The sequence below is a fragment of the Agromyces sp. NPDC057865 genome (assembly GCF_042796995.1).
In the GTDB taxonomy this organism is placed as follows: Bacteria; Actinomycetota; Actinomycetes; order Actinomycetales; family Microbacteriaceae; genus Agromyces.
In genome coordinates, this window is record NZ_JBHVMJ010000003.1 from 744,011 (window position 1) to 761,901 (window position 17,891).

15 protein-coding genes are annotated in these 17,891 nt (G+C 71.9%); 12 read left to right on the forward strand and 3 right to left on the reverse strand.

The genetic code is table 11. The features are described from left to right. The first annotated feature begins 7 nt into the window (after nucleotides 1-7). The 9 genes from ACFVN5_RS16380 (at nucleotide 8) to ACFVN5_RS16420 (ending at nucleotide 11,289) form a co-directional block, all read left to right on the forward strand. On the forward strand, nucleotides 8-1,486 hold the full coding sequence (locus tag ACFVN5_RS16380; RefSeq protein ID WP_376956305.1) for a malate:quinone oxidoreductase: 1,479 nt from the start codon (nucleotides 8-10) through the stop codon (nucleotides 1,484-1,486). A 353-nt stretch (nucleotides 1,487-1,839) separates the two neighbouring features. Next, complete coding sequence (locus ACFVN5_RS16385) at nucleotides 1,840-3,597, forward strand: ATP-binding cassette domain-containing protein (RefSeq protein WP_376956306.1); 1,758 nt, start codon at nucleotides 1,840-1,842, stop codon at nucleotides 3,595-3,597. A gap of 81 nt (nucleotides 3,598-3,678) precedes the next feature. Continuing rightward, on the forward strand, nucleotides 3,679-4,743 hold the full coding sequence (locus ACFVN5_RS16390; protein WP_376956307.1) for an Rv2578c family radical SAM protein: 1,065 nt from the start codon (nucleotides 3,679-3,681) through the stop codon (nucleotides 4,741-4,743). 150 nt (nucleotides 4,744-4,893) lie between these two features. Continuing rightward, complete coding sequence (locus ACFVN5_RS16395) at nucleotides 4,894-6,132, forward strand: sensor histidine kinase (RefSeq protein ID WP_376956308.1); 1,239 nt, start codon at nucleotides 4,894-4,896, stop codon at nucleotides 6,130-6,132. Nucleotides 6,133-6,137: 5 nt separating this feature from the next. Further along, on the forward strand, nucleotides 6,138-7,268 hold the full coding sequence (locus ACFVN5_RS16400; RefSeq protein ID WP_376956309.1) for a hypothetical protein: 1,131 nt from the start codon (nucleotides 6,138-6,140) through the stop codon (nucleotides 7,266-7,268). Next, nucleotides 7,255-7,956, forward strand: a complete 702-nt coding sequence (locus ACFVN5_RS16405; RefSeq protein ID WP_376956310.1) for a response regulator — start codon at nucleotides 7,255-7,257, stop codon at nucleotides 7,954-7,956. The genes ACFVN5_RS16400 and ACFVN5_RS16405 overlap by 14 nt, the downstream gene beginning before the upstream one ends. Further along, nucleotides 7,957-8,598, forward strand: coding sequence for a thymidine kinase (locus ACFVN5_RS16410; protein ID WP_376956311.1), 642 nt, complete (start codon nucleotides 7,957-7,959; stop codon nucleotides 8,596-8,598). It begins immediately after the preceding gene. A 10-nt stretch (nucleotides 8,599-8,608) separates the two neighbouring features. Continuing rightward, nucleotides 8,609-9,694: a heparan-alpha-glucosaminide N-acetyltransferase domain-containing protein gene (locus tag ACFVN5_RS16415; RefSeq protein ID WP_376956312.1), complete on the forward strand. Its 1,086-nt coding sequence runs from the start codon at nucleotides 8,609-8,611 to the stop codon at nucleotides 9,692-9,694. Between the two features lie 119 nt (nucleotides 9,695-9,813). Continuing rightward, complete coding sequence (locus ACFVN5_RS16420; protein ID WP_376956313.1) at nucleotides 9,814-11,289, forward strand: sugar transferase; 1,476 nt, start codon at nucleotides 9,814-9,816, stop codon at nucleotides 11,287-11,289. 29 nt (nucleotides 11,290-11,318) lie between these two features. Here ACFVN5_RS16420 and ACFVN5_RS16425 read toward each other — a convergent pair whose 3' ends face one another. Next, entirely contained in the window at nucleotides 11,319-11,759 is a 441-nt protein-coding gene (locus tag ACFVN5_RS16425) for a VanZ family protein (protein ID WP_376956314.1), read from the reverse strand. 89 nt (nucleotides 11,760-11,848) lie between these two features. Between ACFVN5_RS16425 and ACFVN5_RS16430 the strand changes: the two genes are divergently transcribed. Next, nucleotides 11,849-13,666, forward strand: coding sequence for a DUF4012 domain-containing protein (locus ACFVN5_RS16430; RefSeq protein ID WP_376956315.1), 1,818 nt, complete (start codon nucleotides 11,849-11,851; stop codon nucleotides 13,664-13,666). A 27-nt stretch (nucleotides 13,667-13,693) separates the two neighbouring features. Here ACFVN5_RS16430 and ACFVN5_RS16435 read toward each other — a convergent pair whose 3' ends face one another. Further along, nucleotides 13,694-14,143, reverse strand: coding sequence for a VanZ family protein (locus tag ACFVN5_RS16435; protein ID WP_376956316.1), 450 nt, complete (start codon nucleotides 14,141-14,143; stop codon nucleotides 13,694-13,696). A gap of 55 nt (nucleotides 14,144-14,198) precedes the next feature. On the opposite strand from ACFVN5_RS16435, the gene ACFVN5_RS16440 reads away from it, so the two are divergent. After that, nucleotides 14,199-15,500 (forward strand): UDP-glucose dehydrogenase family protein, encoded by a 1,302-nt coding sequence (locus ACFVN5_RS16440; RefSeq protein WP_376956317.1) that lies wholly within the window; start codon nucleotides 14,199-14,201, stop codon nucleotides 15,498-15,500. Between the two features lie 2 nt (nucleotides 15,501-15,502). Then, complete coding sequence (locus tag ACFVN5_RS16445; protein ID WP_376956318.1) at nucleotides 15,503-17,332, forward strand: glycoside hydrolase family 15 protein; 1,830 nt, start codon at nucleotides 15,503-15,505, stop codon at nucleotides 17,330-17,332. On the opposite strand, the gene ACFVN5_RS16450 is transcribed toward ACFVN5_RS16445, so the two are convergent. Next, nucleotides 17,229-17,819 (reverse strand): VanZ family protein, encoded by a 591-nt coding sequence (locus tag ACFVN5_RS16450; protein WP_376956319.1) that lies wholly within the window; start codon nucleotides 17,817-17,819, stop codon nucleotides 17,229-17,231. The genes ACFVN5_RS16445 and ACFVN5_RS16450 overlap by 104 nt on opposite strands. Nucleotides 17,820-17,891 lie beyond the last annotated feature (72 nt).

Genomic DNA, 17,891 nt, shown 5'->3' on the forward strand with positions numbered 1-17,891 from the left:
GGAAATCGTGACTTCTGAGGAAACCGTCGACGTCGTGCTGATCGGCGGGGGCATCATGAGCGCGACGCTCGGCTCCCTGATCTCCCAGTTGCAGCCCGACTGGAGCATCCGCGTCTACGAGCGACTGGGCGAGGTCGCGCAGGAGTCGTCGAACGCGTGGAACAACGCAGGCACGGGCCACGCGGCACTCTGCGAGCTCAACTACATGCCCGAGGCCGAGGACGGCAGCGTCGACCCGGCCAAGGCGATCCAGATCAACGAGCAGTTCCAGGTGAGCCGCCAGTACTGGTCGTACCTCGTGTCGATCGGCGCGCTGCCCGACCCCGAGCGGTTCATCAACCCGACACCGCACATGACCTTCGTCAAGGGCAAGGCGAACGTCGAGTACCTGCGCAAGCGCTACGACGCGCTGAAGGGCCACCCGCTGTTCTCCGACATGGAGTACACCGAGGACCTCGAGCGCATCGCCGAGTGGACGCCGCTCATCGCCAAGAAGCGCAACCCGAAGCAGCGCGTCGCCGCGACCCGCTCCGCCTCGGGCACCGACGTCGACTTCGGCGCGCTCACGAAGTTCCTCTTCCAGGACCTGGAGCGCCGCGGCGCCTCCGTGCAGACCAACCACCAGGTCACCTGGCTCAACCGTCGCAAGGACGGCACGTGGCACCTGCGCGTACGCCACACCGTCGGCCAGACGCCGAAGACCGTCAACGCGCGGTTCGTGTTCGTCGGCGCGGGCGGCGGCGCCCTCGCGCTGCTCCAGCACTCCGGCATCAAGGAGATCGAGGGCTACGGCGGCTTCCCGATCTCGGGCCAGTTCCTGCGCACGACCAACCCCAAGGTCGTCGCCCAGCACCAGGCGAAGGTCTACGGCAAGGCCGCCGTCGGCGCCCCGCCGATGTCGGTGCCGCACCTCGACACCCGCATCGTCGACGGCGAGACCGCGCTGCTGTTCGGGCCGTACGCCGGCTTCACGCCGAAGTTCCTGAAGTCGAGCACGTGGTTCGACCTGCCGTTCTCCGTGCGGCTGCACAACCTCGGCCCGATGCTCCAGGTCGGGATGAAGAACTTCGACCTCGTGAAGTACCTCGTCTCCGAGCTGCTCGCCTCGCGCAAGAAGAAGCTCGCCGCGCTGCGCGAGTTCATGCCCACCGCGAAGGACGCCGACTGGGAGCTCATCACGGCCGGCCAGCGCGTGCAGGTCATGAAGAAGGACCCGAAGAAGGGCGGCGTGCTGCAGTTCGGCACCGAGGTGATCACGGGCGGCGACGGCACGATCGCCGGCCTGCTCGGCGCGTCTCCGGGTGCGTCGACCGCGGCCCCCATCATGCTCGACGTGCTCGCGCGCTGCTTCCCCGACCGCATCGCGGCGTGGCAGCCGAAGCTTCGCGAGATGATCCCGAGCGCCGGGCGCGAGCTGTCGACCGACCCGGCCGAGGCCGAGGCGTCGCTCGCCGAGACCGCGAAGGTGCTCGAGCTCACGGCGTAGTCGGGGCCGTCGGTCGAGGGGCCGGCGCAGGCGGCGTCTCGAGCCAGAGCGGATGCCGCGTGCTTGGCGTGCCCCGCGGACGTCTGCTATCGTCGACCCCGCTATGAAGTGAGCACATCCCATCGTCCCGCGCCTGAGGCGCCGTTGACGTCGGGTGTGCACCTTCCACTGATCGCGACAGTGTCGCGTGCACCCTTCGTGATGGCGAATGCCCGGCGGGATCACCCAATTCCGCTCCCGGGTCGACGCCCGCGCCCACCATGGCACGCGCGTCGCCCGGTGCACCGTCAGCGACCCCGCCGTCAGGCGTGCCGGTCGTCGGCCCGGGAGCCTTCGCGAACGGACGTTCCCGCATGGCTGTACATCTCTCCCACTCCCTCCACCTGCGCGCCGACGGCCTGTCGGCCGCCTACGGCGGTCGCCGCGTCTTCGCCGACCTCTCGTTCTCGGTCGCACCCGGCCGACGCGTCGGCCTGATCGGCGAGAACGGCTCCGGCAAGTCGACGCTCCTGCGCCTGCTCGCCGGCGTCGACGGCGTCACGGATGCCGCGACCGGCGTCGACGGCGCCGACGTGTCGGGGCGGCTCACGCGTCCCGTGCGCACCGGCTTCCTCGAGCAGGTGCTGCCGTTCCGGACCGACGACCGCGTCGGCGACGTGCTCGAGGCGTCCGCCGCCGAGGTGCGCGCGATCGAGCGCGAGCTCGACGCCGCCGCGGCGGCCCTCGCCCGCGACGACGCCGACGCCGACGGCGCGGCATCCGACCGCTACTCGGCGGCGCTCGACGCGGCCGAGCGCGCCGACGTGTGGTCGCTCGACACCCGCCGCGACGAGCTGCTCGACGGCCTCCGGCTGGGCACGATCGGCCTCGATCGGCGCCTCGACGAGGTCTCGGGCGGCCAGCGCAGCCGGTTCGCCCTGGCCGCGCTGCTGCTCGCGGCGCCAGACGCGCTGCTGCTCGACGAGCCGACGAACCACCTCGACGACGACGCCGCGTCGTTCCTTGAGGATCGCCTGCGGGCGTGGTCGGGGCCCGTGCTGTTCGCCAGCCACGACCGGGAGTTCCTCGACCGCGTCGCGACAGGCCTGCTCGATCTCGATCCGGGCCGGGCGGGCGCGGTCGCGCTGGCCGGCGGGAGCCAGGCGGGCGCCTCGCGCGACGAGGTGCTCGCGGCATCCGGCGGCACCGTCTTCGGCGGCGGATTCAGCGAGTACCTCGCGGTGAAGGCCGACGAGCTCGAGCGCTGGAGACGCCAGTACGACGACGAGCAGGAGGAGCTGCGGCGCCTGCGCGGCTCGGCCGCCGACTCGGCGCGCCACGTCGCGCACGGTCGCGCCGCCACCGACAACGACAAGTTCCTGAAGCACTTCAAGCGCGGCAATGTCGAGCAGGCGGTGTCGCGGCGCGTCAGGAACGCCGAGCAGCGGCTCGCGACGCTCGAGCGCGAGCAGGTGCGCAAGCCGCCGTCGCCGCTCGAGTTCGCGGGCATCCCGTCGGGATCGCATGCGCTCGAGGACGCCTCGGGGCTGCTGCTGCAGCTGTCGGACGTCGCGGTCGAGGGACGGCTGGAACTCGACGCGCTGCAGGTCGCGCCGCTCACGCGGCTCCTCGTCACGGGCGCGATCGGGGCGGGCAAGTCGACGCTGCTCGGTGTGCTCGCCGGCGACCGGCCGGTCGACCGGGGCACGGTGCACCGACGTCGCGGCCTGCGGGTCCAGCTCCTCGAGCAGGACGTGCGCTTCGCCGACCCGGATGCCTCGCCGCGTCGCCTCTACGAGCGCGTGCTCGGCGAGCGACGGGCCGAGCAGGTGCCGCTGGCGAGCCTCGGACTCATCGCCCCGCGCGACGAGTCCCGCCCGGTCGGCACCCTCTCGGTGGGGCAGCAGCGCCGCTTGGCGCTCGCGCTCGTGATCGCGCGCCCGCCGCACGTGTTCCTGCTCGACGAGCCGACGAACCACCTGTCGCTGGGGCTCGCGACCGACCTCGAGCAGGCGCTCGGCACCTACCCCGGCGCCGTCGTGATCGCGAGCCACGACCGCTGGCTGCGCCGGCGCTGGGCGGGCGAACGGCTCGAGCTCGTCGCGGGTCGCGCGGTGCCGGTCGCGGCCTGACGGGCGACGGATGCCGCGGCGGGTCACGGCTCGCCGCGGCATCCGCTTGCCTCTCGTTCGAACATGTGTTCGAATGTCGGCATGCGGTGGAGCGGTCAGGAACTCGGCGTCGAACAGGTTGGCACCCTTCCAGGGCTGGCGAAGCTCAACAACCTCGTGCGCTCGGTGCAGACGCCCGAGTTCGCCGGCGTGACGTTCCACGAGGTGCTCGCGAAGTCTGCGCTCAACAAGGTACCGGGCCCGTCGCCCATGCCCTTCGGCTGGACGATCAACCCGTACCGAGGATGTTCGCATGCATGCTCCTACTGCTTCGCGAGGCCGACGCACACCTACCTCGACCTCGACGCCGGCGACGACTTCGACCGGCAGATCATCGTGAAGGTCAACGTGGCCGACGTGCTGCGCACCGAGCTCGCACGCCCGTCGTGGCGCAACGAGCCGGTCGCGCTCGGCACGAACACCGATCCGTACCAGCGCGCAGAGGGGCGGTACTCACTGATGCCCGGCGTCATCGAGGCGCTCACGACGAGCGGCACGCCGTTCAGCATCCTCACGAAGGGCACCCTGCTGCGGCGCGACCTGCCGTTGCTGGCGGATGCCGCGACGCACGTGCCCGTCGACCTGGCGATGTCGATCGCGGTCTACGACCACGACCTGCAGCAGTCCGTCGAACCCGGGACGCCGTCGACGAAGGCGCGCCTCGCGACCGTGACGGCGGTGCGCGAGGCTGGGCTCGACTGCACCGTGTTCATGATGCCGATCCTCCCGTACCTCACCGACACGCGCGCCCACCTCGACGAGGCGCTCCGCCAGGCCAAGGCGGCCGGGGCGACCGCGGTCATCTACGGTGCCCTGCACCTGAAGCCGGGCGTCAAGCCGTGGTTCATGCAGTGGCTCGAGCGCGAGCATCCCGATCTGGTGCCCAAGTACCGCTCGATGTACTACGGCAACGTGACGTACGCCCCGAAGGACTACCGGAGATGGCTGGGCGAGCGGATGCATCCGCTGATCAGGGCGCACGGCCTCCAACGCGGCCGCGAGGACGTGGTCACCGGAGGCGTGCAGTCGACTGCTCGGTTCTCGCCGAAGGGGGCGCCGCCGTTCGATGCGCTCGCGCCGTCGCTCGACCCGGCCGCGCTGTTCTAGGCGCCGCAGGCGGGCATGTTCGCGGCGCGGCGTGGTCGGCTCGCCCGCGAACCACGGGACGAGCGACTGCGGCACCCGCACGGGAACTGCGATAATCCGCAGAAGGCCGCCGCGAAAACCCGATCGCAGCGTCCCGAGCGGAGGACTTCGATGACCTTGGGGTTGCCGGGCCACCTCGCGCGCGATTCGCTCAGTCGCGCGCTCGCCCATGCCGGCCACTGCGCCGCGTGGGTGTGCCTCGGCCTCGGCGTCGTCGTCGGCGCCATCGGAGCGACGGCCGCCGGCGACCCCGTCGGCTGGACCGGCGCCGCGCTGTGCGCCCTCATGGCGATCACCCTGCTGCTCGTCGCGCGCCGCCCGACCGTGACCTCGACCCTGCTGTACCTCGTGGTCGGCACCGGAACGGTGCTCGCGCTCACCATCATCGTCATGGACCCGACCTACCGGTTCGAGACCACGAACAACGTCGCGCTCGCGCTGCCGCGCGTCGCGCTCGTGCTCGTCGGCGGGGCCGGCGCGGGCTCGGTGCTCGGCATCACCTGGGCCGCGCTCGGATACGGGCTCGGCGAGGCCGCGACCTTCCTCGGCGCCGCGCTCGCCGGCGCCGTCTGGTCGCCCAACATCGCCGCGGCCACCGCCTTCGGCATCGTGGTCGTCGTGCGCACGTTCGACGGCCTCAGCCGTCGCTCCGACTCCCGGCGCGAGACCGGGCTGCACCGCGCGAGCCAGCAGACCCGCGAACTCGCGATCCGGCACGACTACGAGCTCCGCGCCACCGCGCGCCTGCACGACACCGCGCTCAGCCACCTCGTGGCGATCGCCGCCGCGGGCTCGGGGCCCGTCGACGAACGCCTGCGCGACGGCATCCGCCAGGACCTCGGCCTGATCGTCGGTCGCGACTGGGCGATCGACCACGGCCACGGCACGTTCGCCGACGAGCGGGCCGGGACGATGTGGCGCGCGGATGCCGCCGCGAACAGGGGCGGCTCGGGCTCGGATGACGCGCCCACCCTCGAGAACGCCTTCGCCGCCGCCGCGAACGCCGGGCTCGACGTGCGCATGACCGGCGACCTCGCCGTGCTCGGGCTGCTCAGCCCTGCTCGCGCGGCCGCACTCGACGCGGCGGTCGCCCAGTGCCTCATCAACGTGGCACGTCACGCCGACGTCGACGAGGCCGAGCTCGCCCTCGGCTACGGCGGCGGCGAGGTGACCGTCGCCGTGATGGACAGCGGGGTGGGCTTCGACGAGAGCGAGGTGCCCGCGGACCGCATCGGCCTGCGCACCTCGATCCGCGCCCGCATCGAGCAGGAGGGCGGCACCGTCCGGCTCTGGTCGACGAAGGGCGTCGGCACCACGATCGTCCTCACCGTGCCGGAGGGCGGGGGATGAGCCGCATGCGCCTCACGCAGCAGGAGGCGGATCCCATCGGCGGCATCACGGCTGCACCCATCGTCGCGATCGGCGCCGTCCTCGCGTTGGCGGTGTCGATCGGGCTCACGGTCGCGCACTGGCACGAGGTCGGCTCCCCGGTCGCGGCCGTGCTCGGCATCGTCCTCGTCGGCACGGCCGGGCTCACCGCCGCGGTCTCCGCGGCGCCGCAGTTCGCGCCGTTCACGGTCGACCGTCTCTGGCTCGTCGTCGCCCTCGCGGTGGGCGCCGCGATCGCGGAGTACGTGTCGACGATCGGCAACGACCGCTACCTCTACGACGACTACGGGCCCATCGTCATCGGCATGCTGATCCTCTCGGTCGCGCCGTACTGCACGTGGATCTCGCTGCTGCTCGCCGGTCTCCTCGCGGCCGCCGTCCTGTCGATCCTCGTGGTCGGCTCCGCGACGGCGACGATGAACACCGTGCCGATCGGCGCGCTCATCGCGGTGAACTCGGCGGCGGTGCTCGCGATGTCCGCTGCTGCCGCGGGCTACTCCTACGCCATCGTCGACGAGACCCTCGCGTGGCAGCGCGAGGCGAACCGCGCCGCGCTCCGGCGCGACGCGGAGCTCCGGGCGGGCATCGCACGGTCGGTGCAGCAGAGCCGCATCTCGGTGCTCGGGCGGGAGGTGCTGCCGTTCCTGGCGGGCGTGATGACCGCCGACCGCATCACCGTGGCCGACGCCGATCGGGCGCGTGAGCTCGCGGAGGCGCTGCGCCGGGCGCTGAAGGCGGGCATCGAGGCGACCTGGCTCGACGACCTCGCCGCGACCGTCCGCGCGTCGCGCGACATCCCGGTGATCGTGGACGACCCCGAGGGTGCCGCCGGAGATCTCGACGAGGACCAGCGCTCGGCCCTGACGGCTCTCATCTCGTGGCTCGGCGAGGGCGGCCGGTCCTCGGCCATCCGGGTGACGATCGCCGTCGACCCGACCCGACGTCGCATCGGCATCGAGGCCGACCCCGGCGCCGATCCGCCCAGCCGCCGCGACCTGGACCGCTTCGCCGCGGTGGCCCGGGCGGTGTCGATGCGAGCGGAAGTCGACGTGACGCGAGAGAATGTCAGTGTGGAGTTGAGTCATGTCATCGAGTGAGCCCGGCAGCACGACGGTTCCGAGCGAGTCCGTGCCGAGCGCGCCGGTGCGTCTCGCGCTCCTCGACGACCACGGCCTCATCGTCGACAGCCTCGCCAACTGGTTCACCGACAACGCGCCCGACTTCAGCGTCGTGGTGCGCGCCACCAACTGGATGGACCTCATCCGAAACCCCGAGTTCCCGGTCGACCTCGTGCTCATGGACCTGCAGCTCGCCGACAACGTGTCCATCGAGTCACGCATCCGGGCCTGCCGTGCCGCCGGCGCGAAGGTGCTCGTGGTGAGCGCACTCGACGACGAGGCGTCCCGCGAACGCTGCATCTCGGCCGGCGCGGCCGGGTTCGTCTCGAAGACGCTGCCCGCCGAGGAGCTCGCCGAGCTCGCACGCCGCGTGGCGCGCGGCGAGCGGCTGCGGCGCGGATCCACCGGCCGGGCGATCGACGCGACCGAGTCCACGTCGACCGAGGACGCCGACTCCGCGCACCTCAGCCCAGCCGAGGAACGGGCGCTGCGGCTGTACGCCCAGGGCTACAGCACGATCGAGGTCGCCGAGCGGATGGACGTCGGCTACGAGACCGCGAAGACGTACCTGCGGCGTGTCCGCGAGAAGTACGCCCGCGCCGGACGCCCGGCGAGCCGCAAGTCCGAGCTGATCCGCCGGGCGGCGGAGGACGGGCTGCTCGAGTAGATGGCGAAGCTGTACTTCCGCTATGGGGCGATGAACTCCGGCAAGTCCACGGCGTTGCTCCAGGCGGCGTTCAACTACGAGGAGCGCGGCCACCAGGTGCTCCTGGCGAAGCCCGCGATCGACACCAAGGGCGACCGCGACATCGTCTCGCGGCTGGGCGTGGTGCGCGAGGTCGACTTCACGATCGCGCCCGACGCCGACGTGCTCGACGCGTTCCAGCACCAGCGCACGGGCGTCATCGAGGAGCACGGCCGCGACGTGAGCTGCCTGCTCATCGACGAGGCCCAGTTCCTGAACTCCGACCAGGTCGACGACCTGCTGCGCATCGCCCTCATGGACGACATCCCCGTGCTCGCCTACGGCATCCGCACCGACTTCCAGACGGTCGCGTTCCCGGGCAGCCGGCGCCTCCTCGAGATCGCGCACAGCCTCGAGGAGCTGAAGACGATCTGCCGGTGCGGTCGCAAGGCCATCTTCAACGCGCGCCGTGTCGCGGGCCGGTTCGTGTTCGACGGCGACCAGGTCGCGATCGACACGTCGACGGAGCTCAGTGCAAGTGGCGCCCAAGAAGTCGCGTACGAGTCGCTGTGCGGGGTCTGCTACCTCGAGGAGAGCGGCGGCGTCCTGAACGGCCGTCACTGAGCGTGGCGTCATGACCGACGTCGCCCCGCGGATGCCACGACGCGTCGACGGCGTCGACGCCGCCCGCGGGCTGGCGCTCATCGGCATGTTCGTGGCGCACGTCTCGCCCGCCGTCGAGTCGCTGCAGGCGGCCGAGTTCATCGCGCTCGCCGACGAGCGGCCGCGCCTGCTCTTCGCGCTGACGGCCGGCATCGGCCTCGGCTTCATCTCGGGCGGGACGCGTCCGATCGTCGACGGGCGGCCCGAGCTGCGCCGGCAGATCGCGATCAGGGCCGTCATCCTCATCGCGCTCGGATTCGTCATCTGGGCCACGCTGAGCCCGCTCGTGTTCATCATCCTCGACGTCTACGGCGTCGCGTTCCTGCTCATGCTCCCGCTGCTGTTCATCCGGCCCGGTGCCGCACTGGGGCTCGGCGCCGGCCTGCTCGCGGTGACGCCCGCCCTCGCCGAGCTCGGCGAACGCACGGAGTTCGTCGCCATGGTGCGCGAGACCCCGTTCAAGTTCCTCTCGGACTGGGTCGTCGGCGGCGCGTACCCCGTCATCGTCTGGGTGCCCGTGATGCTCATCGGGCTCGCGCTCGCGCGCATGGACCTCGGCTCGCCGCGGGTGGTCGGCCTCGTCGCGCTCTGGGGGACGCTCGCGGCATCCGTGTTCCTGCCGCTCTCGACGCTGCTGCCCGATCCCGAGGTCGCGGCCGAGGCGGGATGGTCGGTGCCGTTGCGCGCGTCGCTGGAGACGCTCGGGAACGTCGGGGTGGGCCTGCTCGTCGTCGCGGCGATGCTCGCGCTGCTCGCGCTGGCGCGGCCGGGCGTGCGCCGGGTGGCCGGGACGGTCCTCTCGCCGGTCGTCGCGATGGGCTTCATGCCGCTCAGCATCTACACGCTGCACCTCGTGGTCATCTCGCTCGCGAAGCGGCGCGAGAACGGCTTCCTGACCGACGATTCGTGGCTCCTGGTCATCGGCCTCGTGGTCGGATCGATGGCGTTCGCGTGGCTCTGGCGGCGCTATCTCGGACGCGGTCCGCTCGAGCGCGCGCTCCGCTGGGCGAGCGGTCGCGACCGCGCCGAAGTCGATCAGTCCCCACTTCGGGGGTGACTTGCACACCCGTCCTCTCTTTGGGGGACCCGAACGGGTAATCTGAGCCATGCTCGCCGCCCGAACGGTGGGGCCCGCCCTTCCGTGCACCCGAGGCCGAGGGCGGCATGGAGGGGGACATGACTCTGACCCGGCAGACGTCGCTGGATTCACCGGCGGCCGTCGTCTCCGCCTGGCAGCGCGCCTACGCGCAGCGTCTCTTCATCACCGACCTGATCGTGATCGTGGTGTCGGTCTACGGATCGCAGTTCCTCCGATTCGGCACCGCCGGCGACGTGCTGAGCATCCCCGGCTGGGAGGGCGGGGCCTACGAGCTCAGCTACACGCTCGTCTCGGCCATCCTCGTGCTCGGCTGGTTCGTCTCGCTCGCCCTCTTCGCGACGCGCGACCGCAACATCATCGGCGCCGGCACGGGCGAGTACAAGCGCATCACCGACGCCACCATCCGCGTCTTCGCGGTGCTCGCCATCGCGGCGTTCCTGCTGCAGTCCGAGGTCGGACGCGGGTACCTCCTCGTGGCTCTGCCACTCGGGCTCGCGCTCCTCCTGCTCGCCCGGTGGTCCTGGCGCAAGTGGCTGCTGCGTCGGCGCGCGGCCGGCGACTTCTCGCACCGCGCCATCCTCATGGGCGAGCGCGGCAAGTCGGTGCACGTCGCCGAGCAGATCGCGCGCGAGGGCGCCACGGGCATCGTCATCGTCGGCGCCCTGACCGAGCGCGGCTCCGCGGAGCAGGACCTCGCCCCCGGCATCCCGGTGCTCGGCGACTACACGAGCCTCTCGCGGGTGCTCGAGGAGGCACGCGCCGACACGGTGGTCTTCACCGGCGCCGACACGATCGACCCCCGCGGCATGCGCCAGCTCGGCTGGGCCCTCGAGGCGACGTCGACGAACCTCATCGTGGCCCCGGCGCTGACGGATGTCGCGGGCCCCCGCATCCACGCACGACCCGTCGCCGGACTGCCGCTCATCCAGGTCGACTACCCCGAGTTCGAGGGTCGCAAGTACGCGGCGAAGCGCGCCTTCGACCTCGTCGTGTCGTTCCTCGCGCTCGTGGTGCTGAGCCCGCTCTTCCTCGTGCTCGCGCTCCTCGTGCGCAACGACAGCCCCGGTCCGGCCTTCTTCACGCAGGAGCGCGTCGGGCTCAACGGGCGGCGCTTCCACATGCTGAAGTTCCGGTCGATGGTCGTCGACGCGGAGACGCGGCTGCCGACCCTGCTCGACCGCACCGACGGCAACGGCGTGCTCTTCAAGCTCCGATCCGACCCCCGCGTGACCCGCGTGGGCGCGGTGCTGCGTCGTTACAGCCTCGACGAGCTCCCGCAGCTCGTGAACGTGCTGAAGGGCGACATGTCGCTGGTCGGGCCGCGGCCGCCGCTCGCGACCGAGGTCGAGCGGTACGACGAGTGGACCCGACGGCGCCTGCTCGTGCGCCCGGGAATCACCGGGCTCTGGCAGACGCAGGGACGGTCGAACCTCTCGTGGGAGGACAGCGTGCGCCTCGACCTGTACTACGTCGAGAACTGGTCGCTCACGGGCGACATCATCATCCTGTACCGCACCGTGCGCTCGGTCGCCCGGGCCGAAGGTGCGTACTGACCACGGTCTCGGCGACCCGTTCGCCGATCTCAGCGTCGACCGCGTCGCCAGCTCCGAGCGAGCACGACACCGAGGGCGGTGCCGGTCGTGTTGGCGACGACGTCCGACACGCTCGAGACCCGCGAGGGGATGGCCAACTGCACGAGCTCGATGCCGACGCTCAACAGGAATCCGGCCAGGACCACCGTCCACCATCGGACGCCGGGGAAGGCGAGCACGACGAGCACGCCGAACGGGGTGAACAGCACGACGTTCGCCAGGAACTCCAGCACGACGGCCGCGGGCTCGCGCGGGACGCCGACCGTCGCGAGGGCCTCCGCGAGCCAGCCCACGATCCCCGTGACCCGGCCGGCCTCGCGCGCCGGGAGGAACACGACGAGCCCCAGGAGCACGAGGTAGGGCACGAGCGCGATCCGCGCCCCCACCACGCGCCGCGAGGTCGGCTGCGGTTCGATCGCGTCGGCGTCCACCCGGTCAGGCTAGCGGCCCACGATCTGGGGGATGTCGCAGCCCGGTCGCGAGATCGTTTCGAGACCTTCCACGTCTATGCTGGTGCCTCGTGACGGAACCCGACCTGTCCGGCGCCGAAGAGCGCCCGAGTGCGGACGAGGGTGCGCCGAAGCGTCGACGCCGGTGGATCGTGCACGTCATCGTCTGGCCGCTGCTCGCGCTCGTCCTCATCGGCGGCGGCTTCGCCGCGTGGTCGCTCTACGACGACGCGATGTCCGTGCGCGCCGACCTCGAGGACGCCAGCACGTCCGTCGGCGAGTTCCAGACGGCCGCGACCGAACGACGCCTGGCCGACCTGCCGGCGATCGCGCGGGAGCTGGAGACGTCCGCGCAGTCGGCCGTCGAGCCGACGGCGCAGCCGCTGTGGCGCATGGGCGAGGCCATCCCGGTCGTGGGCGAGAACTTCCGCGCCGTGCGCATCATCGCCGAGGGCGTGAACGACATCTCGACCGAGGTCGTCACGCCGGCGTCCACGCTCGCCGGCTCCTTCGCGCTCACGCGCGACCCGGCGACGGGCGGCTTCGACCTCGCGCCGCTGCGTCAGGCCACCGAGATCTCGACGACCGCCCAGGAGCTCATCACCGACCTGCACGACGAGGTGCAGTCGATCGACACGAGCGCCACCGTGGGCCAGGTCAGCGACGCCGTGAACCGCTTCGACGACATGCTCGGCACGGCCGAGGACGCGATCCCGCAACTCAACGGCGCCCTGGCCGGCGTCGGCGCCCTGCTCGGCATCGACGGTCCCAAGACCGTGGTGCTCGCGTTCCTCAACAACGCCGAGGCCGCCGCGCTGGGAGGCGGTCCGGCCGCGCAGACGCTCCTCCGCGTCGACAACGGCACGATCGACATCGCCGAGCAGGTCTCGAGCTCCGACTTCCCGATCGGCGTGCCGATCGACCTCGCCGTCGACGACAGCGCGAAGCAGCTCTACGACTCGATCTTCCTCGACAACCTCAATGCGGCGACCAGCCGGCCCGACTTCCCGACCGCGGCCGCGATCATCTCGGCCAATTGGCAGCGCACCAAGGGCATCACGCCCGACGTGGTCGCGTCGGTCGACCCGATCGCGTTGTCGCGTCTCCTGCAGGTCACGGGCCCCGTGACGATGCCCGACGGCGAGCAGCTCACGAGCGAGAACGTGGTCTCGAAGCTCCTCAACGAGGCGTACTTCCGGTACCCGGAGGGCGGCAAGGAGTCGGACGCCTACTTCGCCGGCGCGGCATCCGCCGTGTTCGCCCGCATCATGTCGGCCGACTACGACATCTGGGCCATGGCGGACGCGGTCATCGACGCCGCCAACCACGGGTCGCTCATGATGTGGAGCGCGGACCCCGCGACGCAGGAGCTCTTCGACGGCACGCGGCTCCAGGGCGTGCTGCCGAAGACGAACGAGGGCGCCACCGTGCTCGGGGTCTACTACCGCGACCGGTCGTCGTCGAAGATCGACTACTACCTGCGCACCGAGGCGACCGTCACCACGAACATGTGCAACCCCGATGCCCCCACCTGGACGGTGGAGACGCGGCTCCGGTTCGACATCCCCGGCAACGTGGAACTCCCGGCCTACGTCGACAGCTCGTTCTACGACCACTACATCACCGAGGTCTTCCTCTACGGCCCGGCGGGGGCGTCGACGGTCTCGGTGGAGGTGCCCGAGCCGGGTCGGGAGACCACGACCGGTCCGTCGGTCGTCGACCTCGGCCGGCCGGCGGAGAAGTTCACGGTCCACCTCGACAACGGGCAGACGGCCCTCGTGCGCGCGACCTTCCAGGGCGTGCCCGGCGACTACGGCCCGACCGAGGTGCGCGCGACGCCCATGATCAACACGACGAACGTCACGCTGAACGAGGCGACCTGCGGCTGAACCCGTGCGGGTGCCACGGTGGCGCGGTCAGGCCCGATCCGCCCGCTGCGGGGCCGGCGCCGGCTCGAGCACCCAGTACCCGATGGCGGCGCCGACGAGCACGCCGAGCTCGTTGAGCGCGAGATCGAGGCCCGAGGTCGCATGGTCGCGTTGCACGAGCAGGGGCGCGTACTCGACGGCCGCGCCGAACAGCAGGGCGGCGAGCACGGCCAGCCAGGCCAGTCGGCGGCCGGCCGCCACCACCGTGAGGATCCCGAGCGGGAGGAACAGCAGCGTGTGCGAGGCGTACTCGACGAACTCGTAGTCGAACCAGCCGGGCAGGCGTCCTTCCCGCTGCACGAGGGCGATCAGCCACCTGAGCCACGGTATGAGGCCCGCGTCGTATGGCCTCGGCACCAGCAGCACGGCGGTCGCCAGGAGGCCGTATGCCGCGAGCAGGATCGCGGCCCATCCGCGTGCTCGAGCTGAGACGGCCATCTCCCCAGCCTGCCAGAATGGACACGGCGCGGTCCGCGCCGCCGGAAGGAGTCGTATGCGAATCTCGGTGATCGGCTGCGGGTACCTGGGCGCCGTGCACGCCTCGGCGATGGCCGAGCTCGGCCACGAGGTCGTCGGCATCGACGTCGACGAGCGCAAGATCGCGGCCCTGCGAGCGGGTCGGCCGCCGTTCTTCGAGCCCGGCCTGCCCGAGGTCCTGTCTTCGGCGACGGCGAGCGGCCGGCTGCGCTTCAGCACCGACATCGCGGATGCCGCGGGCGCCGAGGTCCACTTCCTCGCGGTCGGCACCCCGCAGACGACCGGCGGCACGTCCGCCGACCTGCGCTACGTGGACGCGGCGTTCGATGGCCTGCTGCCGCACCTCGCCGAGGGATCGCTCATCGTCGGCAAGAGCACCGTTCCCGTGGGCACGGCGACACGGCTGGCCGCGCGGCTCGCGGAGCAGGCGCCGTACGCGGCCCTGGCGTGGAACCCCGAGTTCCTGCGCGAGGGCTTCGCCGTGAAGGACACCCTCGAGCCCGACCGGCTCGTCTACGGCGTCGCCGACGAGCACGCGGCATCCGTGCTCGACCATGTCTACCGTGCCGCCATCGAGGCCGGCACGCCGCGCATCGTGACGGACTACGCCACGGCGGAGCTCGTCAAGGTCGCCGCGAACGCGTTCCTCGCGACGAAGATCTCGTTCATCAACGCCATGTCCGAGATCGCCGACGCGACCGGCGCCGACGTGACGGCGCTCGCCGACGCGATCGGGCACGACGCGCGCATCGGGCGCCGCTTCCTCAACGCCGGCGTCGGCTTCGGCGGCGGCTGCCTGCCGAAGGACATCCGCGCCTTCACCGCGCGCGCAGAGGAGCTCGGTCGCGGCGACTCGCTCGCGTTCCTCAAGGAGGTCGATGCGATCAACCTCCGGCAGCGCCAGCGCGTCGTCGACCTCGCGGTCGGGGTCCTCGGCGGGTCGGTGTTCCGCAAGAAGGTGGCGGTGCTCGGCGTGACGTTCAAGCCCGAGTCCGACGACGTGCGCGACTCGCCGGCGCTCGACGTCGCCGTGCACCTGAAGGGGCTCGGCGCCGAAGTCGTCGCGACCGACCCCGAAGGCGTCGAGAACGCCCGGATGCGGCATCCGCAGCTCGACTACACCACCTCGGCGCGCGAGGCGCTCGCGGGCGCCGACCTCGTCGTGCTCGTCACCGAGTGGCGCGAGTACCGAGCCCTCGACCCGGTCGAGACCGGCCGGCTGGTCGCCGAGCGACGGATCATCGACGGGCGCAACGTGCTCGACGTCGACGCGTGGCGCGCGGCGGGCTGGCAGGTGCGCGGACTCGGCCGGCCCTGACCATGCCGATGCCGATCGAGGAGTACGCCGCCATCGGCGACTGCCGGACGGTCGCGCTCGTCGGCTCCGACGGCTCCATCGACTGGCTCTGCGCGCCGCGCTTCGACTCGGGGTCGGTGTTCGGGGCGATCCTCGGCGACCCCGAGCAGGGCCGGTGGAGCCTTCGGCCCGCGGATGCCGCGGCGACCGCGACGCGCGCCTACGAAACCGACACCTTCACGCTCGTGACCCGCTGGGCGACGGGCGACGGCGAGGTCGAGGTCGTCGACCTCATGCCCATGGGCGGCTCGGACGAGCGATGCGACGTCATCCGCCGGGTGCGCGGCATCCGGGGACGCGTGCGCATGGAGCAGGAGCTGCGCGTACGGTTCGACTACGCCGCGACCCTGCCCTGGATGCGGCAGCTGGGCACGGATGCCGCGCCCGCCGTCTGCGGCGTCGCAGGGCCCGACGCGCTCGTCGTCCACGGACCCCGGCTCACGCGAAGCGACCATCGCCACATCGGCGCGTTCGAGGTGGCCGAGGGGGAGACGGTCGACCTCCAGCTGTCGTGGTTCGCCGCGCATCGCCCGATGCCCGAGCCGCTCGACGTCGCCGCGACCCTGGCCACCACGGCGGCGTGGTGGCAGGACTGGGTCAGCACCGCAGTGCCGCCGGGCGCGTACGACGAGGCGGTGCGGCGCTCGCTGCTCGTGCTGCGGCTCCTCACCCACGAGGACACCGGTGGCGTGGTCGCCGCCGCGACGACCAGCCTGCCCGAGGACTTCGGCGGCGCGCGCAACTGGGACTACCGGTACGTGTGGCTGCGCGACGCGGCCCTCACGCTCGAGGCACTCATGCACCATGGCTTCACGCACGAGGCGCAGGCGTGGCGGCAGTGGCTGCTGCGGGCGATCGCGGGGGACCCGGCCGACGTGCAGATCATGTACGGCGTCGCCGGCGAGCGACGGCTGCCCGAGTGGGAGGCGGGGAAGCTGCCGGGCTACGAGGGCAGCACGCCGGTGCGGATCGGCAACGCGGCATCCGCCCAGTACCAGGCCGACATCTTCGGCGAGGTGCTCATCGCGCTCGACGCCGCGCGCCACGTCGGCCTCGACGACGACGACTTCTCGTGGTCGCTCCAGGTCGCGCTGCTCGGCGAGGCGCAGCAGCACCTCGACCGTCCCGATTCGGGGATCTGGGAGATCCGCGGCCCCGAACGACACTTCACGCACTCACGGGCGATGCTCTGGGCGGCGTTCGACCGGGCGATCTGCGCGGTGGACTACGACGGCCGGCACGGACCGGTCGACGAGTGGCGTCGAGTTCGTGCCGGCTTGGCCGACCGCATCGAGCGGGGCGGCTTCGACGCGTCGATCGGCAGCTACGTGCAGTACGAGGGCACCACCGAGGTCGATGCGGCGCTCCTGCAGCTCGCGCAGGTCGGATACGTCGCCTACGACGACCCGCGCATGCTCGGCACGGTCGCCCGCATCGAGGCGTCGCTGCTGCGCGACGGGCTGCTGCGCCGCTACCGCACGGAGGCCGACGTCGACGGCGTGCCGGGCGACGAGAACGCGTTCCTCGCCTGCTCGTTCTGGCTGGTGGAGCAGTACGCCCACACCGACCGGCTCGACGAGGCCGTCGCGCTGATGGACCGCCTTCTGGCGTTCCGCAGCGAGCTCGGGCTGCTGGCCGAGCAGGCGGACCCGCTCTCGGGGCGGCAGGCGGGCAACACGCCGCAGGCGCTCACGCACCTCGCGCTGGTGCGCGCGGCCGACGCGATCGCCCACGCCCGGGGGATGGCGGCGCCGGGCGCGAGCCGGAGCGTCGCCCGGAGCTGCCGTCGCTGAGCGCTCGCAGGACGAGCACCGTCGCGAGTGCCCCCAGCGCGGACCCGAGCGTGTTGGCGACCACGTCGCGGGGGTCGGTCGTGCGCTCGTCGGTCAGCACCCGCTGACCCAGCTCGGCCACGATGCTGACGCCCGCGCCGATGAGCGCTGCGGATGCCGCGCGCAGGAGCCGGGGCGTGCGCGCCGCCGCCGCCCACAGCACCCCGAGCGGAACGAACAGCGCCGTGTTCGCGGCGAACTCCACCCAGGGGTAGCTCGCCCAGGCCGGGATGCCGAGGGCGGCGAGGGCGTCGAGCACCGGATCGAAGCGCACGAAGCCGCCATCGCCGTCCACGTGCGACGGCCAGAACAGCACGATCGCGAGCGCGACGGCGTACGCCGCGGCGACCGCCGCGAGCACGCGACGGCGACGGAGGAGCGATCGCCCCTCCGCCTCGGCCACGACGTGCGGATCCCCCGGCGCCGATCGACGATCGAGCGCGTCCATCCGGGAAGGCTATCCGCGCCACGTTCCATCGAGGTTTCGACGAGGCATCCGCTCGGTTGCGTCTGCTCCGCT